Origin of the sequence: Enterobacter sp. RHBSTW-00175 (genome assembly GCF_013927005.1) — a bacterium.
Lineage (GTDB): Bacteria > Pseudomonadota > Gammaproteobacteria > Enterobacterales > Enterobacteriaceae > Enterobacter.
Genome location: NZ_CP055930.1, coordinates 1,056,880 through 1,081,646, shown reverse-complemented (window position 1 = coordinate 1,081,646; position 24,767 = coordinate 1,056,880). Strand labels below are relative to the sequence as shown.

The 24,767-nt window shown below is 53.9% G+C and carries 17 protein-coding genes and 1 pseudogene; 14 read left to right on the top strand and 4 right to left on the bottom strand.

Going from position 1 to position 24,767, the window contains the following annotated elements; genetic code table 11:
• Window positions 1–20: 20 nt before the first annotated feature.
• Both aas and lplT read left to right on the top strand, forming a co-directional pair.
• On the top strand, window positions 21–2,180 hold the full coding sequence (gene aas, locus HV107_RS05050) for a bifunctional acyl-ACP--phospholipid O-acyltransferase/long-chain-fatty-acid--ACP ligase (RefSeq protein WP_182062296.1): 2,160 nt from the start codon (window positions 21–23) through the stop codon (window positions 2,178–2,180).
• Window positions 2,173–3,366 (top strand): lysophospholipid transporter LplT, encoded by a 1,194-nt coding sequence (lplT, locus tag HV107_RS05045; protein WP_182062295.1) that lies wholly within the window; start codon window positions 2,173–2,175, stop codon window positions 3,364–3,366. The genes aas and lplT overlap by 8 nt, the downstream gene beginning before the upstream one ends.
• Before the next feature lie 146 nt (window positions 3,367–3,512).
• On the opposite strand, the gene HV107_RS05040 is transcribed toward lplT, so the two are convergent.
• The 4 genes and pseudogenes from HV107_RS05040 to HV107_RS27235 form a co-directional block, all read right to left on the bottom strand.
• Window positions 3,513–4,553, bottom strand: a complete 1,041-nt coding sequence (locus HV107_RS05040) for an NADP(H)-dependent aldo-keto reductase (protein WP_182062294.1) — start codon at window positions 4,551–4,553, stop codon at window positions 3,513–3,515.
• A gap of 123 nt (window positions 4,554–4,676) precedes the next feature.
• Window positions 4,677–4,895 (bottom strand): YgdI/YgdR family lipoprotein, encoded by a 219-nt coding sequence (locus HV107_RS05035; RefSeq protein ID WP_014071602.1) that lies wholly within the window; start codon window positions 4,893–4,895, stop codon window positions 4,677–4,679.
• Window positions 4,896–5,024: 129 nt separating this feature from the next.
• A complete protein-coding gene (mutH, locus tag HV107_RS05030) occupies window positions 5,025–5,717 on the bottom strand; it encodes a DNA mismatch repair endonuclease MutH (protein WP_182062293.1) in 693 nt (230 codons plus the stop codon).
• A gap of 154 nt (window positions 5,718–5,871) precedes the next feature.
• A pseudogene (locus HV107_RS27235) lies at window positions 5,872–5,958 on the bottom strand (hypothetical protein); the annotation flags it as partial.
• 442 nt (window positions 5,959–6,400) lie between these two features.
• Between HV107_RS27235 and rppH the strand changes: the two are divergent.
• The 12 genes from rppH to recD all read left to right on the top strand — a co-directional run bounded on the left by rppH (window position 6,401) and on the right by recD (window position 24,737).
• Window positions 6,401–6,931: an RNA pyrophosphohydrolase gene (rppH, locus tag HV107_RS05020; protein WP_014071600.1), complete on the top strand. Its 531-nt coding sequence runs from the start codon at window positions 6,401–6,403 to the stop codon at window positions 6,929–6,931.
• Between the two features lie 12 nt (window positions 6,932–6,943).
• Entirely contained in the window at window positions 6,944–9,190 is a 2,247-nt protein-coding gene (ptsP, locus tag HV107_RS05015) for a phosphoenolpyruvate--protein phosphotransferase (protein WP_182062292.1), read from the top strand.
• A gap of 194 nt (window positions 9,191–9,384) precedes the next feature.
• Complete coding sequence (gene lgt / locus HV107_RS05010; protein WP_182062291.1) at window positions 9,385–10,260, top strand: prolipoprotein diacylglyceryl transferase; 876 nt, start codon at window positions 9,385–9,387, stop codon at window positions 10,258–10,260.
• Between the two features lie 6 nt (window positions 10,261–10,266).
• Window positions 10,267–11,061 (top strand): thymidylate synthase, encoded by a 795-nt coding sequence (gene thyA, locus HV107_RS05005; protein WP_182062290.1) that lies wholly within the window; start codon window positions 10,267–10,269, stop codon window positions 11,059–11,061.
• A 185-nt stretch (window positions 11,062–11,246) separates the two neighbouring features.
• Complete coding sequence (locus HV107_RS05000; RefSeq protein WP_182062289.1) at window positions 11,247–11,711, top strand: prepilin peptidase-dependent protein; 465 nt, start codon at window positions 11,247–11,249, stop codon at window positions 11,709–11,711.
• Window positions 11,702–12,262: a prepilin peptidase-dependent protein gene (locus HV107_RS04995; RefSeq protein ID WP_182062288.1), complete on the top strand. Its 561-nt coding sequence runs from the start codon at window positions 11,702–11,704 to the stop codon at window positions 12,260–12,262. The genes HV107_RS05000 and HV107_RS04995 overlap by 10 nt, the downstream gene beginning before the upstream one ends.
• Window positions 12,259–12,663, top strand: a complete 405-nt coding sequence (locus HV107_RS04990) for a DUF2509 family protein (RefSeq protein ID WP_182062287.1) — start codon at window positions 12,259–12,261, stop codon at window positions 12,661–12,663. The genes HV107_RS04995 and HV107_RS04990 overlap by 4 nt, the downstream gene beginning before the upstream one ends.
• Window positions 12,648–12,971 (top strand): prepilin-type N-terminal cleavage/methylation domain-containing protein, encoded by a 324-nt coding sequence (locus HV107_RS04985; protein WP_182062286.1) that lies wholly within the window; start codon window positions 12,648–12,650, stop codon window positions 12,969–12,971. Before HV107_RS04990 ends, HV107_RS04985 begins: the two co-directional genes overlap by 16 nt.
• 12 nt (window positions 12,972–12,983) lie before the next feature.
• The gene (gene recC / locus HV107_RS04980; protein WP_182062285.1) at window positions 12,984–16,358 is read left to right on the top strand and encodes an exodeoxyribonuclease V subunit gamma; all 3,375 of its coding nucleotides are present in this window, start codon (window positions 12,984–12,986) and stop codon (window positions 16,356–16,358) included.
• 140 nt (window positions 16,359–16,498) lie between these two features.
• The gene (ptrA, locus tag HV107_RS04975; protein ID WP_182062284.1) at window positions 16,499–19,381 is read left to right on the top strand and encodes a pitrilysin; all 2,883 of its coding nucleotides are present in this window, start codon (window positions 16,499–16,501) and stop codon (window positions 19,379–19,381) included.
• Window positions 19,378–22,920, top strand: a complete 3,543-nt coding sequence (gene recB / locus HV107_RS04970; protein WP_182062283.1) for an exodeoxyribonuclease V subunit beta — start codon at window positions 19,378–19,380, stop codon at window positions 22,918–22,920. Before ptrA ends, recB begins: the two co-directional genes overlap by 4 nt.
• Window positions 22,917–24,737: an exodeoxyribonuclease V subunit alpha gene (recD, locus tag HV107_RS04965; protein ID WP_182062282.1), complete on the top strand. Its 1,821-nt coding sequence runs from the start codon at window positions 22,917–22,919 to the stop codon at window positions 24,735–24,737. The genes recB and recD overlap by 4 nt, the downstream gene beginning before the upstream one ends.
• Window positions 24,738–24,767: the final 30 nt, after the last annotated feature.

The window sequence follows — 24,767 nt, the reverse complement described above, 5'->3', positions numbered from 1 at the left end:
TGGCTGGCAAGGGAGTTGAAATGCTTTTTGGGTTCTTCCGTACACTCTTTCGTATCCTCTTTCGCATTCGCGTCACCGGTGATACCCAGGCGCTAAAAGGCGAGCGCGTTCTTATCACCCCAAACCACGTTTCCTTTATTGATGGCATTTTGCTGGCGCTGTTCTTGCCTGTACGTCCGGTTTTTGCCGTTTATACCTCTATCAGCCAACAGTGGTTTATGTGCTGGCTGGCACCACTGATTGATTTTGTTCCACTCGACCCGACAAAACCGATGATGATTAAACATCTGGTGCGTCTGGTGGAGCAGGGTCGCCCGGTAGTGATTTTCCCTGAAGGGCGAATCTCGGTGACAGGGTCGCTGATGAAAATCTACGATGGCGCGGGTTTTGTGGCTGCGAAATCGAAAGCAACCGTTGTACCGCTGCGTATTGAAGGCGCGGAGCTGAGCCATTTCAGCCGCCTGACAGGGCTGGTGAAGCAGCGTTATTTCCCGAAGATTACCCTGCATATTCTGCCGCCGACCACGTTGCCGATGCCTGATGCGCCACGTGCGCGCGACCGCCGTAAAATTGCGGGTGAAATGCTGCACCAGATAATGATGGAAGCGCGCATGGCGATCCGCCCACGCGAAACGCTCTACGAATCATTGCTATCGGCGCAACATCGTTATGGTGCGAAGAAAAACTGTATCGAAGACATCAACTTTACGCCTGATACCTACCGCAAGCTGCTGACCAAAACGCTGTTTGTTGGCCGGATTCTTGAAAAATACAGCCAGAAAGGCGAAAAAATTGGCCTGATGCTGCCTAACGCCGGTATCAGTGCGGCGGTGATATTTGGCGCTGTCTCCAGCGGCCGCATTCCGGCAATGATGAACTACACGGCGGGTGTCAAAGGGTTGACCAGCGCCATCACGGCGGCGCAACTTAAAACCGTCTTTACCTCGCGTCAGTTCCTCGATAAAGGCAAATTGTGGCATCTGCCGGAGCAACTGACTCAGGTTCGCTGGGTATTCCTGGAAGATCTCAAAGCGGACGTGACAACGGGCGACAAGCTGTGGATCTTTGCCCACCTGCTGATGCCACGCCTGGCGCAGGTGAAACAGCAGCCGGAAGATGCGGCGATTATCCTCTTTACCTCTGGCTCGGAAGGGAACCCGAAGGGGGTCGTCCACAGCCACAAGAGCATTCTGGCCAACGTCGAACAGATCAAAACCATTGCTGACTTTACGGCGAATGACCGCTTTATGTCGGCGCTACCGCTGTTCCACTCCTTTGGCCTGACGGTGGGGTTGTTTACGCCGCTGCTGACCGGTGCCGAAGTCTTCCTCTATCCAAGCCCGTTGCACTATCGCATTGTGCCGGAACTGGTGTATGACCGTAACTGTACCGTGATTTTCGGAACATCCACTTTCCTCGGAAACTACGCCCGTTTTGCCAATCCTTATGACTTCTATCGTGTGCGTTATGTGGTTGCCGGGGCGGAAAAACTCCAGGACAGCACCCGTCAGATTTGGCAGGACAAATTTGGCCTGCGCATCCTTGAAGGCTACGGGGTGACGGAGTGCGCGCCGGTAGTGTCTATTAACGTGCCTATGGCATCAAAACCTGCAACCGTTGGGCGAATTCTGCCAGGTATGGACGCGCGTTTGCTGGCCGTGCCGGGCATTGAAGACGGTGGCCGCTTGCAGCTGAAAGGGCCGAACGTGATGAACGGGTATTTGCGTGTCGAAAACCCAGGCGTGCTTGAAGTGCCAACGGCAGAAAACATTGATGGCGTTGTTGAAACAGGCTGGTACGACACGGGTGATATCGTCCGCTTCGACGAGCAAGGTTTTGTACAAATCCAGGGGCGAGCAAAACGTTTTGCCAAGATAGCAGGCGAGATGATTTCGCTGGAGATGGTTGAACAGCTGGCGACGGCGGTTTCTGCCGACAAACTTCATGCTACGGTCGTGAAAAGCGATGCCAGCAAAGGTGAAGCGCTGGTGCTGTATACGACCGACAGTGAACTTAAGCGCGAACAGCTGCTTCGCCATGCCCGTGAACACGGCATTCCTGAACTGGCCGTGCCACGCGATATCCGCTATCTGAAACAATTGCCGGTACTGGGCAGCGGTAAGCCCGATTTTGTCACCCTGAAAGGGATGCTTGAAGAGGCGGAACAGCAGAATGCGTGAGTCAGTGCACACTAACACCTCAATCTGGTCAAAAGGCATGATGGCAGTGATTGCTGCCCAGTTCCTGTCAGCCTTTGGTGATAACGCATTGCTGTTTGCCACCCTGGCACTGCTGAAAGCAGAGTTCTACCCCGACTGGAGTCAGCCGATCCTCCAGATGGTGTTTGTGGGTGCTTACATTGTTTTTGCTCCCTTTGTGGGACAAGTGGCGGACAGTTTCCCGAAAGGCCGGGTAATGATGTTTGCCAACAGCCTCAAGCTGCTGGGTGCTGCCAGCATCTGTTTTGGTTTCAACCCGTTTATCGGCTATACGCTGGTGGGTATTGGTGCGGCGGCCTATTCTCCGGCGAAGTATGGCATCCTCGGTGAACTGACCACCGGAGACAGGCTGGTTAAAGCTAACGGTCTGATGGAGTCTTCAACGATTGCCGCTATTCTGCTTGGCTCTGTGGCGGGCGGCGTACTGGCCGACTGGCATGTGCTGGCGGCGCTGGGCATTTGTGCCGCGGTATACGGCGGAGCGGTAGTGGCGAACCTGTTTATCCCGAAACTGGCCGTGGCAAGACCGGGGCAATCCTGGCGCTTTACGCCAATGACCGCCAGCTTCTTTAATGCTTGCCGCGTGCTGTGGCGTAACGGCGAAACGCGTTTTTCGTTAACCGGAACCAGTATGTTCTGGGGGGCGGGTGTTACCCTGCGCTTCCTGCTGGTGTTGTGGGTTCCGGTGGCGTTGGGGATCACTGACAATGCCACGCCGACCTATCTTAACGCGATGGTGGCGATCGGGATTGTGGTTGGCGCAGGCGCTGCGGCGAAGCTGGTAACGCTCGACACCGTCGCGCGTTGTATGCCTGCGGGGATACTGATAGGCGTTGTTGTGCTGATTTTCTCTCTGCAACATGCATTACTTCCGGCGTATGTCCTGCTCGTTCTGATCGGTATTCTCGGCGGCTTCTTCGTTGTGCCGCTCAATGCGCTGCTCCAGGATCGCGGCAAGCAGACCGTTGGTTCGGGAAATGCCATTGCGGTGCAAAACCTGGGTGAGAACGCGGCGATGTTGCTGATGCTTGGGCTGTACTCGCTGGCTGTGAAAGCGGGTACACCAGCCGTGGCGATTGGGGTCGGGTTTGGCGCTATCTTCGCGCTGGCGATTGCCGGGCTGTGGGTCTGGCAGCGTCGGCGTTAAGTGTTGTAGGCCCGGTAAGCGTAGCGCCACCGGGCAATGGCAGGCACTGACACCGACAAAAAGCCGGGTGGCGGCTTCGCCTTACCCGGCCTACGGTATTCTGCGGCGCAAAAAAAACGGCAACATGTGTTGCCGTTCTGCATTTATTACGGTGCCGGGTAGGTATAAACCTGATGCACCGCTTCAATTTCCGCTAACACCTCTTCGCTGAGGTGAAGATGGAAACTCTCAATGTTGGTCTTCAGCTGTTCCATAGTGGTCGCGCCCAACAGGGTGCTGGCAACAAACGGCTGACGACGCACGAAAGCCAGCGCCATCTGCGCAGGATCCAGTCCGTGTCGTTTAGCGATATCAACATATGCCGCGACGGCTTTTTGCGTCTGCGCGCCACTGTAACGGGTAAAACGGCTGAACAGGGTGTTACGCGCGCCGGCAGGTTTCGCACCATTCAGGTATTTACCGGTCAGTGTGCCAAAGCCCAGGCATGAGTAGGCGAGCAGCTCAACCTCTTCATACTGTGTCACTTCGGCCAGACCCACTTCATAGCTGCGGTTCAGCAGGCTGTACGGGTTTTGAATAGTGACGATACGCGGCAGATCGTGTTTATCCGCCAGATGCAGATAGCGCATCACGCCAAATGCCGTTTCGTTAGAGACGCCAATGTAGCGGATCTTGCCTGCGCGCTGGCATTCAGCCAGGGCTTCCAGCGTTTCGAGCAGGGTGACGACCGGCGCGCTTTCATTCCAGCTATAGCCGAGCTTACCGAAACAGTTTGTCGGGCGCTGTGGCCAGTGCACCTGGTAAAGATCGAGATAGTCGGTTTGCAGGCGCTGAAGGCTGGCATCCAGCGCAGCGCGGATGTTTTTGCGATCGAGGATCTGGTTTGGGCGGATCCCTGCATCATTGTTACGCGACGGACCGCTGACTTTAGAGGCGACAATCAGCTTTTCACGATTACCGTGTTTTGCCAGCCAGTTTCCGACATACGTTTCTGTTAAGCCCTGCGTTTCCGGGCGCGGAGGAACAGGGTACATCTCTGCAACGTCAATCAGGTTAATCCCCTGACTCACGGCATAATCGAGTTGTGCATGGGCATCGGCTTCGCTGTTTTGTTCACCAAATGTCATCGTGCCCAACCCCAGTTGGCTTATCTCCAGAGAGCTGTGGGGGATACGGTGATAATGCATAGCCGGCTTCCTTTACAATGGGCGTCAGGAACTCCCCGACGAAGGAATATAAACATGGCAGAGGGGAGGCAAAAGGGGAAGAGAAAAATCAAAAAGGCCAGCAAGCCACTGACCTTTATCTGTTTACCGCTCGATGATTTGCGAAACTTCGTCGCGATTGATTTGCATTTTGTTGCCTTCCTGGTCGCGGTAGCTGACCAGCCCGGTATCGTCATCAACTTCGGGTTTGCCGTCTGTCAGGATCATCCGGCCATCTTTTGTCGACATAACGTAATCACTGCTACAGCCCGATACTGCAAACGCTAAACCGACTGCTGAAATTAACACTGCCCATTTTTTCATCGTTATCGTCCTCACCTGGCTCGTATCAAATCATAGTGTAGTAATAACCCGATAATCCGACAGGAGAAAGCGGTAAAATCTTAAAAACCAGGTGATTGTGTTTGATACATCGCAAATTTCGTGAAAAATCTATGTTCTTAGTAAGAAATGACGAGCAAGCAGAGCGCCGGTGAAATTCTTTTTGAGATAAAAGCCGCGGGGCAGCGTCAGGATCGGTTCGCCATGAGCGCCGATAGCTTCTGTAAGCGCTTTACTGTTGGCAGCTTTAGGGCGCAACTGTAAAACTTCGCCATGCCGGGCGGTAATGCGCTCAACGTGCCCAAGCACGATCATATCCATCAACTCTTCCCAGTCCAGGCACAATTGTCTTTCTTCATCTTCGTCCGGGCTCCAGAGCAACGGCGTACCGACGCGGCGCTCTGCAAGCGGAATTCGCCTGTCGCCTTCCACAGGTACCCACAGCACGCGTTTCAGTTTATGGCGTACATGGCTGGTTTCCCACGTTACGCCTGTATTACCGGTTAATGGCGCAACGCACACAAAAGTGGTTTCCAGCGGCTTTCCCTGGCTATCCACAGGGATCGTTTTCAGTTCAATGCCAAGCGCTGCGAAATCTTGCTCGGGTTTACTGCCCGCACTAGCCCCCAGCCACAACTCAAGCAACATGCCAATCCAGCCTTTGTCACGTTTGAGATCGTTGGGAATGGGCAAGCCTGCCATCGCGGCCAGCTCGCCAAGCGAAAAACCCGCCAGGCGCTGTGCCTGATGCAGCAATTGGTCTTCGTTGGTGGGAGGAGAGAGCAGCGGCGTAAGCGAATGCATGAAGATAACCTTTTGATTAAAAAATGAACTAAGTTTTTGTGCCTTGTGGATAGAGTTTAACTTTTTCTGTACGAATATTCCATGTGTATGATTTGTATGTGATTTTATCTTTTATTTAGAAATCAAATGGGTGCAAAAAACAGGTTGTTCAAATCTGGTCACTGACAATAAACAGGATCTTACACCATGTTATCCACAGAAAAGTGGGATAACTGGGAATAACCCCTACTACTGTTTCAATTTACAGCCTTGACGTGCGACGAAAATCGAATTTTCACACAAATTGTGTCTAACTTATTGGCACAATCTGTGGATAAAACCGACGCTGCTCGATCTTTCATCAGCATGACGATCTCTCGTGTGATGATCATCACGTTATTCATGTTTTTTGGCATGAAAACATAATTAATTATATGAAAAACAAAGAGTATATTTATTTCGTATCGCAGAGGATTTTAACGTCTGAAAAGGTTGTTCATCGGTAATTCCGTACTTCTTCACAACTATATCCACAGAAAAGGTGAATAAAATTGGCCTTATGGCACCTTATCTGTTTATAACTCCACTCATAATTGTGGGTTATTCAAATGTTATTAGGTTACAGGCCTGTAAGAGAGTGGTTTACCGCCTCCCTGGAGTGTGAAACAATCATTCATATATAAGGTTTAGTTTGGGGTAGTCCGGTGATAGATGACGATGGCTACCGCCCAAACGTAGGAATTGTAATTTGTAATCGTCAGGGTCAGGTCATGTGGGCCCGGCGATATGGTCAGCACTCATGGCAGTTCCCGCAGGGCGGGATCAATCCAGGAGAGTCCCCAGAACAAGCGATGTACCGGGAGCTGTTTGAAGAGGTCGGTTTAAGCCGGAAAGATGTTCGCATCCTGGCTTCAACCCGCAACTGGTTGCGTTACAAGTTACCGAAACGTTTGGTGCGATGGGACACAAAGCCGGTTTGTATCGGCCAGAAACAGAAGTGGTTTCTATTGCAGTTGGTGGGAAACGATTCAGATATCAATATGCAAACCAGCAGTACGCCGGAGTTTGATGGCTGGCGCTGGGTGAGCTACTGGTATCCTGTTCGTCAGGTCGTGTCCTTTAAGCGCGATGTTTACCGTAGGGTGATGAAAGAGTTCGCAAGTGTGGTGATGTCGCTTCAGGAGACGCCTCCTAAGCCGCAAAGCGCACCTGCCTGGCGACGTAAAAGAGGTTAAGCTACGCAAATCATGCTCACCCGCTTGCGAGAAATAGTCGAAAAAGTGGCCAGTGCGCCTCGTCTCAACGAGGCGCTCAACATTCTGGTTACTGACATCTGTCTTGCGATGGAGACCGAGGTTTGTTCGGTGTATCTGGCCGACCATGACCGGCGTTGCTATTACCTTATGGCGACCCGAGGTTTGAAAAAACCACGCGGACGCACCGTTACGCTCGCATTTGATGAAGGTATTGTCGGCCTGGTAGGGCGGCTTGCCGAACCCATCAACCTTGCCGATGCGCAAAAACACCCGAGCTTTAAATACATTCCTTCCGTGAAAGAAGAGCGCTTCCGCGCGTTTCTGGGTGTGCCTATCATTCAACGCCGTCAGCTTCTTGGCGTGCTGGTTGTTCAGCAGCGCGAGTTGCGTCAGTACGATGAAAGTGAAGAGTCTTTCCTCGTCACGCTGGCCACGCAGATGGCGGCCATTCTTTCACAGTCTCAGCTCACCGCACTGTTCGGGCAGTATCGTCATACCCGTATCCGCGCGCTCCCTGCTTCACCGGGCGTTGCCATCGCAGAAGGCTGGATGGACGCAACGCTGCCGCTGATGGAGCAGGTGTACGAAGCCTCGACACTGGATGAAGCACTAGAGCGTGAGCGCCTCACTGCCGCACTGGAAGAGGCGGCAAACGAGTTTCGTCGTTACAGCAAGCGTTTTGCTGCGGGGGCGCAAAAAGAGACGGCTGCAATTTTTGATCTTTATTCACACCTGTTGTCCGATGCACGTTTGCGCCGGGAGCTGTTTGCTGAGGTGGATAAAGGCTTTGTTGCCGAGTGGGCTGTAAAGAAGGTTATCGAGAAATTTGCCGAACAGTTTGCCGCGCTGACTGACGGTTATCTGAAAGAGCGCGCAGGGGATTTACGTTCCCTGGGCCAGCGCCTGCTGTTCCACCTCGACGACACCATTCAGGGCGCAAATGCCTGGCCAAAACGCTTCGTGCTGGTTGCCGATGAGCTGTCGGCAACGACACTTGCAGAGCTGCCGCAAGACCGGCTGGCCGGTGTGGTGGTGCGCGATGGTGCCGCCAACTCTCATGCCGCCATTATGGTGCGTGCACTCGGCATCCCGACGGTTATGGGGGCCGATATCCAGCCATCGGTGCTGCACCGACGTACGCTGGTGGTGGATGGTTATCGTGGTGAGTTGTTGGTTGATCCTGAACCCGTTCTGCTTCAGGAATACCAGCGTCTTATCAGCGAAGAGAATGAATTAAGCAAGCTGGCAGAAGATGACGTTAACTTGCCCGCGCAGCTGAAAAGCGGCGAGCGGGTCAAAGTGATGCTCAATGCTGGCTTAAGCCCTGAGCATGAAGAAAAGCTCGGCAGCCGAATAGACGGTATTGGCTTATATCGCACTGAAATCCCGTTCATGCTGCAAAGCGGCTTCCCGTCTGAAGAAGAGCAAGTCGCCCAGTATCAGGGCATGTTGCAGATGTTCAACGACAAACCCGTTACGCTGCGTACTCTGGATGTTGGGGCAGATAAACAGCTGCCCTATATGCCAATCAGTGAAGAAAACCCGTGCCTGGGCTGGCGAGGGATACGCATTACGCTCGATCAGCCAGAGATCTTCCTGATCCAGGTGCGCGCTATGCTGCGTGCGAATGCCGCGACCGGTAATCTCAGTATCCTGCTGCCTATGGTCACCAGTATTGACGAGATTGACGAAGCGCGGCGTTTGATCGAACGCGCCGGGCGTGAAGTTGAAGAGATGATCGGTTACGCGATCCCCAAACCGCGTATCGGCGTGATGCTTGAAGTCCCGTCAATGGTCTTTATGCTGCCGCAACTGGCTAATCGTGTTGATTTTATCTCTGTCGGCACCAACGATCTGACTCAGTATATTCTGGCCGTCGATCGTAACAACACCCGCGTCGCGAGCATTTACGACAGCCTGCACCCAGCCATGCTGCGAGCATTGTCCATGATTTCCCGCGAAGCTGAGCAGTACGGTATCGACCTGCGTCTGTGCGGTGAAATGGCCGGTGATTCCATGTGTGTGGCTATCCTTATCGGACTGGGATTCCGCCATTTGTCGATGAACGGACGCTCCGTGGCGCGCGTGAAATACCTGCTACGTCATATCGAATTTGAAGATGCTCGTGAACTGGCCGCACGAAGCCTCGAAGCGCAACTGGCAACCGAGGTACGTCATCAGGTTGCTGCCTTTATGGAGCGTCGTGGCATGGGCGGGCTGATCCGCGGCGGCCGCTAAGCCGCTTTTCGCCTTCTCCCCGTGGAAGAGGGCATCTGGCGGCACAAAACTCTATACACATCTTTTACATCTCAGGCGCATCCTCAGCCTCAGGCTTATGCTATGATTCGCAACCTTGGAGCACCTGCCAACGGCGGGGACGCATTTTTACCGCTGTCCACTTTCAGCGGAATAACAACATCTTGTGGTGACAGATGAACAGTGGTTATCTGCATTTTCCGGAATTTGATCCGGTCATTTTCTCAGTAGGACCTGTAGCGCTTCACTGGTATGGTTTGATGTACCTGGTGGGCTTTGTTTTCGCTATGTGGCTTGCGGGCCGTCGCGCCAGCCGTCCTGGCAGTGGCTGGACGAAGAACGAAGTCGAGAACCTGTTGTATGCGGGCTTCCTTGGCGTATTCCTGGGTGGCCGTATCGGCTATGTCCTGTTCTATAACTTCCCGGTCTTCCTGAGCGATCCACTCTATCTGTTCCGCGTCTGGGACGGTGGTATGTCCTTCCACGGTGGCCTGATTGGTGTGATCCTGGTGATGGTGATCTTCGCCAAACGCACCAAACGTAACTTCTTCCAGGTATCGGATTTCATTGCGCCGCTGATCCCGTTTGGGTTGGGTGCCGGGCGTCTTGGTAACTTCATCAACGGTGAGCTGTGGGGCCGTGTCGACCCGAGTGTCTCCTGGACCATGCTGTTCCCGGGCTCCCGCGCTGAAGATATCGCACTGCTGCCGTCTCATCCTGAGTGGCAATCTGTTTTCGATACGTACGGCGTTCTGCCGCGTCACATGTCTCAGCTTTATGAGCTGGCGCTGGAAGGCGTGGTGCTGTTTATCATCCTGAATCTGTTTATCCGCAAACCGCGCCCGATGGGGGCTGTTTCTGGCCTGTTCCTGATTGGCTACGGCGCGTTCCGTATCATCGTCGAGTTCTTCCGCCAGCCGGATGCACAGTTTACCGGTGAGTGGGTACAGTACATCAGTATGGGGCAGATCCTCTCCATTCCGATGATTGTAGCGGGTGCCATTATGATGATTTGGGCGTATCGTCGTCGCTCACAGCAACAACTTTCCTGAGGAACCATGAAACAGTATCTTGAATTGATGAAAAAAGTGCTCGATGAGGGCACGCCGAAAAATGACCGTACCGGTACCGGCACGCTCTCCATTTTTGGCCACCAGATGCGCTTCAATCTGCAAGAAGGCTTCCCACTGGTGACGACAAAGCGCTGCCACCTGCGCTCGATCATTCATGAACTGCTCTGGTTCCTGCAAGGCGATACCAACGTGGCTTATCTGCAAGAAAACAACGTCTCTATCTGGGACGAATGGGCAGATGATAACGGCAACCTCGGCCCGGTATACGGAAAGCAATGGCGCGCATGGCCAACGCCTGATGGCCGCCATATCGACCAGATCACCACTGTGATGAACCAGCTGAAAAACGACCCGGATTCGCGCCGCATTATCGTTTCGGCGTGGAACGTTGGCGAACTGGACAAAATGGCGCTGGCGCCTTGCCATGCGTTCTTCCAGTTCTATGTCGCAGACGGAAAACTGTCTTGTCAGCTCTATCAGCGTTCCTGCGATGTGTTCCTCGGCCTGCCGTTTAACATTGCAAGCTATGCGCTGCTGGTGCACATGATGGCGCAACAGTGTGACCTGGAAGTGGGAGATTTCGTCTGGACGGGTGGTGATACCCATCTGTACAGCAACCACATGGAACAGACGCATCTTCAGCTCACCCGTGAGCCGCGCGCACTGCCGAAACTGGTTATCAAACGTAAACCGGAATCAATCTTCGACTATCGCTTTGACGATTTCGAAATTGAGGGTTATGACCCGCATCCAGGTATCAAAGCTCCTGTCGCTATCTAATAGCGTAAATCCTGACACAACCGGTGCTTTTTAGCGCCGGTTTTTTTTTCGCCTCCATTCTGTTTTTCGAGCTGCTATCCAGCGATTTTGCAAAGCCCTGCAACAGGGTTAATTCACTGGAAAGCACCTCGTAATGTCTTGATTTTTGACTCGTCAGCCTTACTGCGCTGTACCACACTGCCGCCATGAAAAAACAGACGGGCTTTACGCTAATCGAAACCCTGGTCGCTATTTCACTGGTTGTCATTCTTAGTTCTACCGGGCTTTACAGCTGGAACAGCTGGCAACAGCAGCATCGTTTATGGCAAACCGCCAGCCAGGTACGTGACTACCTTGTGTTCCTGCGCAACGATGCCAACAGGCATAACCGTGAACATAAAATTTCCCTTCAGGAGAACGGGGAAAGCGGGTGTCTTTTCAGCTCCGTTGTCCTGGACTGTGAGGCGGGTGGCGCCTTTGTCCTAAAACCACTCTGGCCGGAGGTCACTATCACTGAATTGACTCCTGCGCTTGGGTTCTATGGGCTAAGAGATACAGCATGGGCCGGGCACGTTCGGGTGAGCAGTGGGGCGGGTGAATGGCTGGTGATTGTCTCTAACACAAGTCGAATCAGGATGTGTAATACCGCCGGAGGGAGTGTATGTCGTTAAAGCAACGCGGCTTCTCGCTGACAGAAGTGCTGATTGCCATGCTGATTGGCAGCATTCTGCTGTTGAGCACTGCCCGGTTTTTACCCGGGATGCAGCGGGCTGTTCTGCTGCAATCAGGTCGACAGGAGCTTGAAGAGGAGGTCTGGCAACGGCTTTTTTCAATAGGTAAGCACCTTCAGCGAGCGGGATACTGCGCAGGAGGTTGTCAGGGAGAAGGACTGGTCATTGGTCGGCAAGGGCGTTGCGTAATAGTGCGATGGGATGCGAACAGCAATGGTATCTGGGATATGTCTGCATCGGAAAACGACAGTACGGGCTTTCGCCTGGAGTCCGGTTCACTGGAAACCCTGCGCGGTGCGACATCATGCGATGGCAAAGGCTGGGAAAAACTAACCGACCCGGACAGGCTTTTTATCCAGACATTCGTGGTAAGCAAGCGTGAGCGTTCTGGTTTCGCTCCAGAGCTGAATATTGAGCTGGCCGCCAGCCGAAAAAACGGGCAGGGCGACGCTTATCTGGCGCGCTATGGTGTGACGGGGTTTAATCTGTGAACCGGCAATCCGGGATATCGTCACTGGCTATGGTTCTGCTTTTGCTGGTGCTCGGCAGTTTGATCCTGACGGGGCTAAACCAACAGCTTGAAACCTTTAGCGCACTGGTCAGTAGTGAGAGAAACGCCATCCACCACCAGGCCAACGTGCAGTCGGCGCTGGAGTGGGGCAAAGGCCAGCAATGGGCGCTACAGCCTGATGTTCAGTGCAGGCAGCCTGGTCAACAATCACGAGTCTGTTTGCGACTGCTGAGTGACTATCAGGTGTTACTGATCGCAGGAAGCCATGACCAGCTGTTGTGGCGGTTGGGGGACATTACAGAAGGGCGTATACGTTTTTCACCCCATGGCTGGACTGATTTTTGCCCACTGAAGGAGAATGCACTATGTCAGTTGCCCTGAACAGACAGCAGGGTTTTAGTCTGGTTGAAGTCTTGCTGGCGATGGTACTTCTGGTGATGACCGTCACAGCATTGTCCGGCTATTACCGGGCTCTGGCGTCCCGATTCGTGACGCTAAACCAGTATCGTCAGCTCTGGCATAACGCCTGGAATCAGTCTCAGGTTGACGTCAACGCGTTACCAGCGGGCTGGCAGGTGAGCCGGGTGCAGACATTGCAGTCCGGATGTGTCAGCATCACAGCTATTATTATTTCTCCTCTGGGGCAGCGCGGTGAGATGACTCGCCTGCACTGCCCGGTTAGCCAGTAGTCGGGAGCGTTTATGTTAAGGGTCTATCACTCAAATCGTCTGGATGTGCTGGAAGCGCTGATGGAGTTTATCGTTGAGCGAGAACGCCTTGACGATCCGTTTGAGCCAGAGATGGTGCTGGTGCAAAGCACCGGTATGGCACAGTGGCTGCAAATGTCCTTGTCACAAAAGTTTGGCATCGCGGCAAATATTGAGTTCCCTCTGCCCGCGAGCTTTATCTGGGACATGTTTGTTCGCGTGTTGCCTGATATTCCAAAGCAGAGTGCGTTTAACAAGCAAAGCATGAGCTGGAAGCTGATGTCGCTGCTGCCTGGAATGCTGTCGCGCGATGAGTTTGCCATGCTGCGGCACTACCTCACTGATGACACCGACAAGCGCAAGTTATTCCAGCTGGCGTCGCGTACCGCCGATCTCTATGACCAGTACCTGGTTTACCGTTCCGACTGGTTAATTCGCTGGGAAGCGGGGGAACTTGTAGAAGGTTTATCCGAAGCGCAAATCTGGCAGGCTCCGCTGTGGAAAGCGCTGGTGGAACATACTGAGGCGCTGGGTCAGCCGAAATGGCACCGTGCGAACTTATATGACAAGTTTATATCCATACTGGAAACGGCTTCTGAACCCCCGCCCGGCTTGCCATCGCGGGTGTTTATCTGCGGCATATCGGCCTTACCGCCGGTTTACCTGGACGCTCTGAAAGCGTTGGGTAAGCATGTTGATATCCATATTCTTTTTACCAACCCGTGCCGACATTACTGGGGTGACATCCAGGACTCCCGCTGGCTCTCACGGCTCGTTACCCGCCAAAGACGACGCATCTTTGAGGAACGCACCGTGCCGTTGTTTAAAGACAGTGCAACCGCTTCGCAGCTTTTCGATGAAGAGGGGATTCAAAACCTGCCTAACCCTCTGCTGGCATCATGGGGAAAACTGGGGCGCGACTATATCCACATGCTCTCTGATATCACCTCTTCGGGTGAAGGTGACGTGGATGCGTTTGCTGAAATAACACCGGATAGCCTGCTGCACAACATTCAGCTAGATATCCTGGATTTGGAAAACCGCGCGGTCATGGGCATCACCGCGGAAGAATTTGCACACAGCAACAATAAAAGACGACTGGATCCTGACGATCGCAGTATCACGGTCCACGTTTGCCATAGCCCGCAGCGTGAGGTAGAGATCCTGCACGACCGGTTACTGGCGATGTTGCAGGACGATCCAACCCTTACACCGCGCGATATTGTGGTAATGGTGGCTGATATCGACAGTTACAGCCCGTTTATTCAGGCGGTATTTGGCAGTGCAACAGGAGAACGCTATCTGCCGTATGCGATTTCCGACCGCCGTGCGCGTCAGTCTCACCCCGCATTACAGGCTTTTGTGAGCTTGCTGTCGCTACCGGATAGCCGATTTATTTCTGAAGATGTGCTGGCCCTGCTTGATGTACCCGTGCTGGCCGCGCGCTTTGACATTGACGAAGAGGGGCTGCGCTACCTTCGACAGTGGGTTAATGAATCCGGCGTGCGTTGGGGAATCGACGACGATAACGTTCAGGAATTCGAACTCCCGCCGACAGGTCAACATACCTGGCAGTTTGGGTTGACGCGAATGCTGCTTGGCTATGCCATGGAAAGCAGCCAGGGCGAGTGGAATGAGGTACTTCCTTATGACGAATCCAGCGGCTTAATTGCCGGGCTGGTCGGCCATCTTGCTTCGCTCCTGATGCAGCTCAACCGATGGCGTCGTGAACTGATGCAGCCTCGTCCGCTGGAAGAGTGGCTGCCGGTATGCCGTGAAATGCTCAGCGATTTCTTCCTGCCTGATAGTGAAACCGAAGCTGCAATGGCGCTAATTGAAAAACAGTGGCAGGCCATCGTGGATGAGGGGGTCGGATCGCACTACACGGAAGCGGTTCCGTTATCGCTGTTACGTGACGAACTGACACAACGTCTTGATCAGGAGCGTATCAGCCAGCGTTTCCTCGCAGGGCCGGTCAACATTTGTACCTTAATGCCTATGCGTTCGATCCCCTTCAAAGTGGTTTGCCTGCTTGGTATGAACGACGGCATCTATCCGCGGGCATTAGCGCCGCTGGGCTTTGACCTGATGAGCCCACAGCCGAAGCGCGGTGACCGTAGCCGCCGTGACGATGACCGCTATCTTTTCCTCGAAGCACTGATATCCGCCCAAAGTAAGCTTTATATCAGCTACATCGGGCGTTCCATTCAGGACAACAGTGAGCGCTTCCCGTCCGTACTGGTGCAGGAACTCGTGGACTATATCGGGCAGAGCCACTATCTGCCCGGCGATGAAGAGCGCAATTGTGATGAAAGCGAGCAGCGGGTAAAGGCGCATATTACCTGTAGCCATACCCGAATGCCGTTTGACCCGGTGAACTACGGAGCGAATGAGTACCGAAGCTATGCTCGTGAGTGGCTGCCTGCGGCGAAGAAAGAGGGCGCTGCGTACACTGATTTTATTCAGGCGCTTGAACCACGTCCTTTTGACACGCTGACCTTTGAGCAGCTCCAGCGATTCTGGGCCCATCCGGTGCGGGCATTCTTCCAGCAACGATTGCAGGTCAACTTCCGTTCTGAAGAGAACGATATTCCGGACTCAGAACCCTTTACGCTGGACGGGCTCGAACGGTATCAGCTCAACCTTCAGCTTTTGAATGCGCTCGTTGAACAGGAAGATGCACACAGTCTTTTCCGCCGCTATCGCGCAGCGGGGCAGCTACCTTATGGCGCGTTTGGCGAAATCGCCTGGGATGCGCAATGTCAGGAGATGCAGGCCCTTGCTGAGCGCGTTATTGAATGCCGCAAGCCGGGTAAAAGTATTGAAATCGATCTCAACTGTAACGGTGTCCAGCTTACGGGCTGGTTGCCCCAGGTTCAGCAAGATGGGCTGTTACGCTGGCGACCTTCGATGCTCAGTGTTTCACAAGGATTGCAACTCTGGCTCGAACACCTTGTCTACAGTGCGGGTGGCAACGAAGGTGAAAGCCGGTTATTTGTGCGTAAAGAGGGGGAATGGCGCTTTCCACCAATGGCTTCCGGGCAGGCAATGGAATATCTCTCGATATTCATCGAAGGATATCGACAGGGGATGACAAAACCTCTGCTGCTGCTGCCAGAAAGTGGTGGTGCGTGGATAAAAGCCTGTTATGACGCGCAGAATGATGCCATGTTAACGGATAACATTTCGCTGCAAAAAGCCCGTAGTAAATTTATCCAGGCGTACGAAGGGAACATGATCGTGCGCGGGGAAGGGGAAGATGTCTGGTATCAGCGTTTATGGCGCACGCTTGAGCCAGAATACTTTGACGCTATCACGGAAGAGGCACAGCGCTACCTGTTACCTTTGTTCAAATTTAATCAGTCCTGATGACCGTATAAAAATTGCGCATATTTGACTGTTCATTTATTATGCAATTCCTGTCACGGACTGATGTATCAGAGAAAGAGATGTTGGCGTGTCCAGCACGTAGTTTGTTAATGATGTAGCCGTGATAAAGAGGTCCGTTAATGCCAGGCAGCACCTTGTTCAAAGCGTTTGTTTTGTTTGTCGCCCTTTGGGCACCCATCACTCAGGCAGATTCCGGTTGGCAACCCGTTCAGGAAACTATCCGTAAGAGCGAAAAAGATACCCGCCAGTATCAGGCTATTCACCTTGATAACGGGATGACTGTGCTGCTGGTTTCCGATCCGCAGGCGGTGAAATCTCTTTCTGCGCTGGTTGTGCCTGTTGGATCACTTGAAGATCCAGAAGCCCACCCGGGGCTTGCTCACTACCTTGAGCACATGACGCTGATGGGGTCTAAAAAATACCCGCAGCCTGATAGTCTGTCTGAATTTCTGAAAATGCATGGCGGTAGCCACAACGCCAGCACTGCACCTTACCGTACCGCGTTTTATCTCGAAGTTGAAAACGATGCGCTGGAAGGGGCGGTCGATCGCCTTGCGGATTCAATAGCGGCACCGCTGCTGGACAAAAAATACGCCGATCGTGAACGCAATGCCGTCAATGCGGAACTGACTCTGGCGCGTACGCGAGACGGGATGCGAATGGCGCAGGTCAGCGCCGAAACGATAAACCCGGCACACCCGGGTTCGCGCTTCTCGGGCGGTAACCTGGATACTCTGAGCGACAAACCTAACAGCCCGGTGCTCGATGCCCTGCATGCGTTTCGTGATAAATACTACTCAGCCAACCTGATGAAAGCGGTTATCTACAGCAATAAACCGTTACCAGAGCTGGCAGGTATAGCCGCGCAAACTTTTGGTCGGGTGCCAAATAAGAACATTGAGTTACCGCAGATTAACGTGCCGGTAGTCACGGACGCGCAGAAAGGTATTGTGATCCATTACGTGCCTGCGCTTCCTCGCAAAGTGTTACGCGTTGAATTCCGTATCGATAACAATACGGCGCAGTTCCGCAGCAAAACGGATGAACTTGTCACCTACCTTATTGGCAACCGTAGCCCGGGAACGCTTTCCGACTGGTTGCAAAAACAGGGGCTGGTGGAAGGTATCCGCGCTGATTCCGATCCCGTTGTGAACGGTAACAGCGGTGTGCTGGCAATTTCCGCAACCCTGACGGATAAAGGCCTTGCCAACCGTGATGAAGTGGTTGCCGCTATTTTCAGCTACCTCTCCCTGTTACGTGATAAAGGCATAGATAAAAGCTATTTCGATGAGCTGGCACACGTGCTGGATCTCGATTTCCGCTACCCTTCTATCACGCGTGATATGGACTACGTGGAATGGCTCGCCGACACTATGATCCGCGTGCCGGTTGAACACACGCTGGATGCGGTCAATATTGCCGACCAGTACGATGCTGCGGCGGTAAAAGCCCGTCTGGCCATGATGACCCCACAGAATGCCCGTATCTGGTATATCAGTCCGAACGAGCCACACAATAAAACGGCTTATTTCGTGGAAGCCCCTTATCAGGTGGATAAAATCAGTGAACAGACCTTCTCTGACTGGCAGAAAAAAGCCGGAGAGATCGCGCTTAAATTACCGGAGCTGAACCCCTACATCCCGGATGATTTCTCGCTGATTAAAACCACAAAAGCGTACCCGCACCCGGAGCTTATCGTTGATGAGCCAACGCTGCGTGTGGTCTATGCGCCGAGCCATTATTTTGCGAATGAGCCGAAAGCGGATGTCAGCGTGGTGCTGCGTAATCCAAAAGCGATGGATAGCGCTAAAAACCAGGTGCTGTTTGCACTTAACGACTATCTGGCAGGTATCGCGCTTGATCAGCTCAGCAACCAGGCCGCGGTCGGGGGGATTAGCTTCTCCACCAATGCCAATAACGGGCTGATGGTTAATGCCAACGGCTATACCCAGCGTTTACCTCAGTTGTTCCAGGCCTTGCTTGAAGGGTATTTCAGCTACACGCCAACGGAAGAACAGCTCGAGCAGGCGAAATCCTGGTATGCACAGATGATGGACTCCGCAGAGAAAGGCAAAGCCTACGACCAGGCGATTATGCCAGCGCAGATGCTGTCGCAGATCCCGTATTTCCAGCGTGAAGACCGGCGTGCTCTGCTGCCGTCTGTCTCGCTGAAAGATGTGCTGGATTACCGTGATTCTCTGAAAACTAACACCCGTCCTGAATTCCTGATTGTCGGGAATATGGGGGAAGAACAGGCCAAAACGCTGGCGCAGAATGTGCGTACTCAACTGGGTTCGAAAGGTGAAGTCTGGTGTCGTAACCAGGATGTGTTGGTTGAGAAAAAACAGAATGTGATTTTTGAAAAGCCTGGGACCAGTACTGATTCCGCTCTGGCTGCGGTATTTGTCCCAACTGGTTATGACGAATTCGCCAGTTCGGCGCAGAGTGCGGTGTTGGGCCAGATTATTCAACCCTGGTTCTATAATCAACTGCGCACTGAAGAGCAGCTTGGCTACGCGGTCTTCGCGTTCTCAATGAACGTCGGGCGCCAGTGGGGATTAGGTTTCTTGCTGCAAAGCAGTGATAAACAGCCAGTCTATCTCTGGAAGCGCTATCAGGCCTTCTTCCCGCAGGCAGAAGAAAAACTGCGTGCGATGAAGCCTGAAGAATTTGCCCAGATCCAGCAGGCGGTTATCGCGCAGGTGATGCAGCCGCCGCAAACTTTGGGTGAAGAAGCCTCGCAACTGAGCAAAGATTTTGATCGCGGTAATCTGAGTTTCGATTCGCGTGATAAAGTAGTGGCAGAGATAAAACAGCTGACGCCTCAAAAGGTTGCCGATTTCTTCCATCAGGCGGTAGTCAAACCGCAGGGAATGGCCATCTTGTCTCAGGTTTCCGGTAGCCAGAACGGCAAAACGGAATACGTAAACCCGAAAGGCTGGAAAGTCTGGAAGAGCGTCAGCGCATTGCAGCAATCTATGCCCTGGAGTAAGAAAGAATGACCGATACCGCTGAGTCCCTTGATCCCTTACGTTTACCTCTACAGGGTGAACGATTGATTGAAGCCTCAGCGGGAACGGGAAAAACCTTTACCATAGCCGCGCTTTATCTGCGCCTGCTGCTCGGGCTTGGAGGAAACGCGGCTTTTTCACGCCCTCTGAGTGTGGAAGAGCTGCTGGTAGTAACCTTTACCGAAGCCGCCACCGCTGAGCTGCGCGGGCGTATTCGTTCAAACATCCACGAACTGCGCATCGCCTGCTTGCGCCAGAGCACGGATAACCCCCTTTACGCGCGTCTTCTGGACGAGATTGTCGATAAGCAGCAAGCAGCCCAGTGGCTGCTGTTAGCAGAGCGGCAAATGGATGAAGCCGCCGTCTTCACCATTCACGGCTTCTGCCAGCGAATGCTGAGCCTGAATGCGTTTGAATCCGGCATGTTGTTTGAACAGCAGCTTATCGAAGACGAATCTGAGTTGCGCTATCAGGCCTGCGCGGATTTCTGGCGTCGTCATTGCTATCCATTGCCCCGCGATATTGCCGAAGCGGTTCATGCGTTATGGAAAGGGCCGGAAGAGCTTCTTCGCTCTATCGACCGTTATTTGCAGGGCGAAGCGCCGGTGATTAAATCACCCCCTCCGGCTGATGAAACGCTGGCATCACGTCATGAAAAAATCGTGTCGCAAATTGCCGCCCTGAAGCAGAAATGGAACGAGTCGGTCGGTGACATTGAGGCCATCGTCGAAAATTCAGGTATCGACAGACGCAAGTTCAACCGCGGTAACCAGGCAAAGTGGATTGAAAAAATCAGCATCTGGGCGCAGGAAGAGTCCCGGGGCTATCAGCTTCCGGACGCGCTGGAAAAATTCTCGCAGCGATTCCTGATTGAACGAACGAAGGCTGACGGCGTTGTCCCTGAACATCCCCTGTTTGTTGCCATTGAAGCCTTGCTGGCCGAGCCATTGACCCTTAATGATCTGATGATCACCCGCGCAATGGCCGAGATCCGCGAAACAGTGGCTCGTGAAAAGCAGCGTCGTGGTGAACTTGGATTTGACGATATGCTGAGCCGGCTCGATGCCGCGCTGCGCAGCGAAAACGGTGAAGCCCTGGCCGCCGCCATTCGTGCCCGTTTCCCGGTGGCGATGATCGACGAATTTCAGGATACCGATCCGCAACAATACCGTATCTTCCGCCGTATCTGGCGGCAGCAGCCGGACACGGCGCTGCTGCTGATTGGCGATCCGAAACAGGCTATTTATGCCTTCCGTGGTGCGGATATTTTTACCTACATGAAAGCCCGTAGTGAGGTAGAAGCGCACTATACGCTGGATACCAACTGGCGTTCATCACCCGGCATGGTCGAGAGCGTAAATGCGCTGTTCGAGCGCATGGATGCCGCTTTCATGTTCCGGGAAATCCCGTTTTTACCGGTCAAATCTGCACCTAAAAACGCCGCCCTTCGTTTTGAGTTCAATGGTGAATTTCAGCCAGCGATGAGTTTTTGGTTGCTGGAGGGAGACGGCTTCGGGATAAGCGACTACCAGAACGCGATGGCCCAGCACTGTGCGGCGCAAATTCGCGACTGGCTCAGTGCTGGCGTGCGGGGTGAGGCGCTGCTATGGAAAGGCGAAACTGCCTCCCCGGTGAAGGCCTCCGACATCACGGTGCTGGTGCGTAGTCGTCAGGAAGCGGCTCTGATCCGTGACGCGCTGACAATCCTGAATATCCCCTCGGTCTACCTGTCGAATCGCGATAGCGTATTTGAAACCCTTGAGGCCCAGGAGTTGCTCTGGCTGTTGCAGGCGGTGTTGTCACCGGAGCGGGAAAGTACGCTTCGCAGTGCGCTGGCAAGCTCAATGTTGGGGCTGAACGCCCGGGATATTGATGCGCTCAACAACGATGAAATTGCCTGGGATGCGGTGGTTGAAGAGTTTGTTCACTATCGTGAGCGCTGGCAAAAACGCGGTGTTATGGCGATGCTGCGTGAGCTGATAACCCAGCGTCATATTGCTGAGAACATGCTGGCGACGCCGGGCGGAGAACGTCGCCTGACGGATATCTTGCATATCAGCGAGTTATTGCAGGAGGCCGGCACGCAGCTTGAGAGCGAACACGCCCTGGTGCGCTGGTTGGCGCAGCAAATTGCCGATCCCAACAGTAACTCCTCAAGCCAGCAAATGCGCCTCGAAAGCGATAAGCATCTGGTGCAGATTGTCACCATCCACAAATCGAAAGGTCTGGAATATCCACTGGTCTGGCTGCCTTTCATTGCGAATTACCGGGCACAGGATCAAGCGTTTTATCACGACCGGGACTCTTTTGAGGCAGTGCTGGACCTCAGCAAGGCCGATGCGAGCGTTGAGCTGGCGGAAGCCGAACGTCTGGCAGAAGATTTGCGACTACTTTATGTAGCCCTGACCCGTTCAGTCTGGCATTGCAGCCTGGGTATTGCACCGCTGTTCCGTCGACGTGGAGAGAAAGCGGGAGAGTCTGATTTCCATCTGAGCGCGGTGGGGCGGCTTATCCAGCGGGGCGAGCCAAAAGATGCGGCAGGGCTGCGTCAGTGCCTTGAGTCCATTTGCGACGAGAATATTGCGTTGCGTGTTCCTGGCCTGCCAGATAACAATCGTTGGGAAATGCCGGAACAACGTGAACCCGATCTGGATGCCCGAAAAATAACGAGAACCGTTGCGGATAACTGGCGCGTAACGAGTTACTCCGGTTTGCAGCAGCATGGCCAAAGCATCGCGCAGGATCTGATGCCTAAGCTGGATGTGGATGCCGCAGTAGTGGGCGATGTGCAGGTAGAGCCAATGCTTACGCCGCACCAGTTCCCGCGCGGGGCATCGCCGGGCACGTTTTTACACAGTTTGTTTGAAGAGCTTGATTTCACACAACCTGTTTCCCCGGAATGGGTGCAGGAGATGTTGCAGAAGGGCGGTTATGATGCCGCCTGGCAGCCGGTGCTGACAACCTGGGTGAGCGCAATCTTACAAGCGCCGCTGACGGAAAACGGCATCTCCCTGAACCAGCTCACCGCCAAAGACAAACAGGTGGAGATGGAGTTTTACCTTCCTATTGTCAGCCCGCTTAACGCGAACGAGCTGGATGCGATTATTCGCGCACATGATCCGTTATCTGCGGGCTGTCCGCCGCTCGATTTCCGTCAGGTACAGGGAATGCTGAAAGGCTTTATCGACCTTATTTTCCGCCATGAAGGACGCTATTACCTGCTGGATTACAAATCGAACTGGCTGGGTGAGAACAGCGAAGCCTATACGCAGCAGGCGATGGCCGCTGCAATGCAGTCTCATCGCTACGATTTGCAGTATCAACTTTATACCCTGGCGTTGCATCGCTATCTGCGTCATCGCATTGCTGACTACAGTTACGAAGAACATTTTGGCGGCGTTATCTACCTGTTCCTGCGCGGGGTTGATGCCGCCGATCCGCAGTCGGGGGTATATCGCACCCGCCCGGATGCAGCTTTGGTTGAAAAAATGGATAGCCTGTTTGCAGCAATCACGGAGGACGTGGCATGACAATGCAGGAATTATTGCTTGGGGCCACAGAACAGCGCCTGCTGCGTCAACTCGATGTGCAATTCGCCATTATGGTGGCAGGCGAACAGCCTGCCGTGATGCTTGCCGCAGCCATCCTGAGCCGGGATGCTGGCGAGGGGCATGTGTGTCTGCCGCTTTCACGACTGGTCTGTGATGACAAAACCCCGCCCGCGTTGCAATCCTGTTTTGCTCTTCTGGGTGACGCTGTGGACTGGCAACGCGTTTTGCTCAATTCATCCGCCGTCAGTGACGGTTCAACACCCGCTCCGCTAATCCTTACAGGCGGGCGTTTATACCTGAATCGTCTGTGGCGCTATGAGCTGACCGTCGCCCGTTATTTTAGCGAGGCCAACGCTCCTCTCCCTTGCGATGAGGTACTGCTCCGCCAAACGCTGGATGGCCTGTTTACCTCGCAGGAGCCCATTGACTGGCAAAAAGTTGCCGCTGCCGTGGCGCTGACGCGTCGGATTTCGGTTATTTCTGGTGGGCCAGGTACGGGCAAAACAACCACGGTGGCAAAATTGCTCGCGGCGCTCATCCAGCTGTCTGGCGAACAAAAATGCCGTATTCGCCTGGCGGCACCTACCGGAAAAGCGGCGGCACGTCTGACGGAATCGTTAGGTGGTGCTCTGCAAAAACTGCCGCTCACGCAAGAACAGTTAGCGCTTTTCCCTAATGAGGCCAGCACGCTGCACCGTTTGCTCGGCGCGCAGCCTGGTAGCCAGCGTCTGCGTTATCATGCCGGCAACCCGCTGCATCTTGATGTGCTGGTGGTGGACGAAGCGTCTATGATTGACCTCACAATGATGTCGCGCCTGATTGAGGCATTACCTTCCCATGCGCGCGTCATTTTTCTGGGCGATCGTGACCAGCTTGCCTCCGTGGAGGCCGGTGCGGTACTGGGGGATATTTGCACTTATGCAAGCCTGGGCTACACCACGGCGCGAGCGCAGGAGCTGGCGCGTCTGACCGGATGCGTGCTGGCAGGCAACGACAACCCGCTCGCAGGCGCATTACGCGACAGCCTTTGCCTGCTGCAAAAAAGCTACCGCTTTGGTAGCCATTCGGGTATTGGCCAGCTTGCGGCGGCGGTAAACCGTGGCGATCGCAATGCAACACGCTCGGTCTTTAGCGGCGAGTTTGACGATATCGAGAAGAAATCGCTGCAAAATGGCGAAGAGTACCAGGCCATGCTTGATGAGGCTTTGCAGGGGTATCAGCTTTTCCTTGCGAGCGTACAGCAGCAACGTCCCCCTGAGCAGGTGATCGCCGCCTTTGGCGAATATCAGCTTCTGTGCGCCCTGAGGGAAGGGCCGTTCGGCGTAGCAGGCCTGAACGAGAGGCTGGAACAGGTGCTGGCTCAGAAGCGCAGAATTACCCGTTTACCGCATTCGCGCTGGTATGAAGGGCGTCCGGTGATGATCTCCCGTAACGATAGCGCGCTGGGTCTGTTTAACGGTGATATTGGCATTGCGCTCGACCGTGGTCAGGGCCTGCGTGTGTGGTTCCTGATGCCCGATGGCAGCGTGAAGTCGGTACAGCCAAGCCGTTTACCCGAACATGAAACGGCCTGGGCGATGACGGTGCATAAATCGCAAGGCTCTGAGTTCAACCATGCCGCGCTGATCCTGCCTTCGCAGCTTTCGCCGGTGGTAACCCGTGAACTGATTTATACCGCTATCACCCGCGCACGTAAGCGCCTGTCGCTGTATACCGATGAGCGTGTACTGGTGCAGGCGATTGCCACCCGTACGGAGCGTCGTAGCGGGTTAAGCGCGATATTTGAGGCAAGCTAAAGGTTGGCCCTCACGTTCGGGTGAGGGCTG

Excerpts from the sequence above, each read along its gene's own strand:
- aas (WP_182062296.1), top strand. The coding sequence starts at position 21 with ATGCTTTTTGGGTTCTTCCGTACACTCTTTCGTATCCTCTTTCGCATT.
- lplT (WP_182062295.1), top strand. The coding sequence starts at position 2,173 with ATGCGTGAGTCAGTGCACACTAACACCTCAATCTGGTCAAAAGGCATG.
- HV107_RS05040 (WP_182062294.1), bottom strand. The coding sequence starts at position 4,553 with ATGCATTATCACCGTATCCCCCACAGCTCTCTGGAGATAAGCCAACTG.
- HV107_RS05035 (WP_014071602.1), bottom strand. The coding sequence starts at position 4,895 with ATGAAAAAATGGGCAGTGTTAATTTCAGCAGTCGGTTTAGCGTTTGCA.
- mutH (WP_182062293.1), bottom strand. The coding sequence starts at position 5,717 with ATGCATTCGCTTACGCCGCTGCTCTCTCCTCCCACCAACGAAGACCAA.
- ptsP (WP_182062292.1), top strand. The coding sequence starts at position 6,944 with ATGCTCACCCGCTTGCGAGAAATAGTCGAAAAAGTGGCCAGTGCGCCT.
- lgt (WP_182062291.1), top strand. The coding sequence starts at position 9,385 with ATGAACAGTGGTTATCTGCATTTTCCGGAATTTGATCCGGTCATTTTC.
- thyA (WP_182062290.1), top strand. The coding sequence starts at position 10,267 with ATGAAACAGTATCTTGAATTGATGAAAAAAGTGCTCGATGAGGGCACG.
- HV107_RS05000 (WP_182062289.1), top strand. The coding sequence starts at position 11,247 with ATGAAAAAACAGACGGGCTTTACGCTAATCGAAACCCTGGTCGCTATT.
- HV107_RS04995 (WP_182062288.1), top strand. The coding sequence starts at position 11,702 with ATGTCGTTAAAGCAACGCGGCTTCTCGCTGACAGAAGTGCTGATTGCC.
- HV107_RS04985 (WP_182062286.1), top strand. The coding sequence starts at position 12,648 with ATGTCAGTTGCCCTGAACAGACAGCAGGGTTTTAGTCTGGTTGAAGTC.
- recC (WP_182062285.1), top strand. The coding sequence starts at position 12,984 with ATGTTAAGGGTCTATCACTCAAATCGTCTGGATGTGCTGGAAGCGCTG.
- ptrA (WP_182062284.1), top strand. The coding sequence starts at position 16,499 with ATGCCAGGCAGCACCTTGTTCAAAGCGTTTGTTTTGTTTGTCGCCCTT.
- recB (WP_182062283.1), top strand. The coding sequence starts at position 19,378 with ATGACCGATACCGCTGAGTCCCTTGATCCCTTACGTTTACCTCTACAG.
- recD (WP_182062282.1), top strand. The coding sequence starts at position 22,917 with ATGACAATGCAGGAATTATTGCTTGGGGCCACAGAACAGCGCCTGCTG.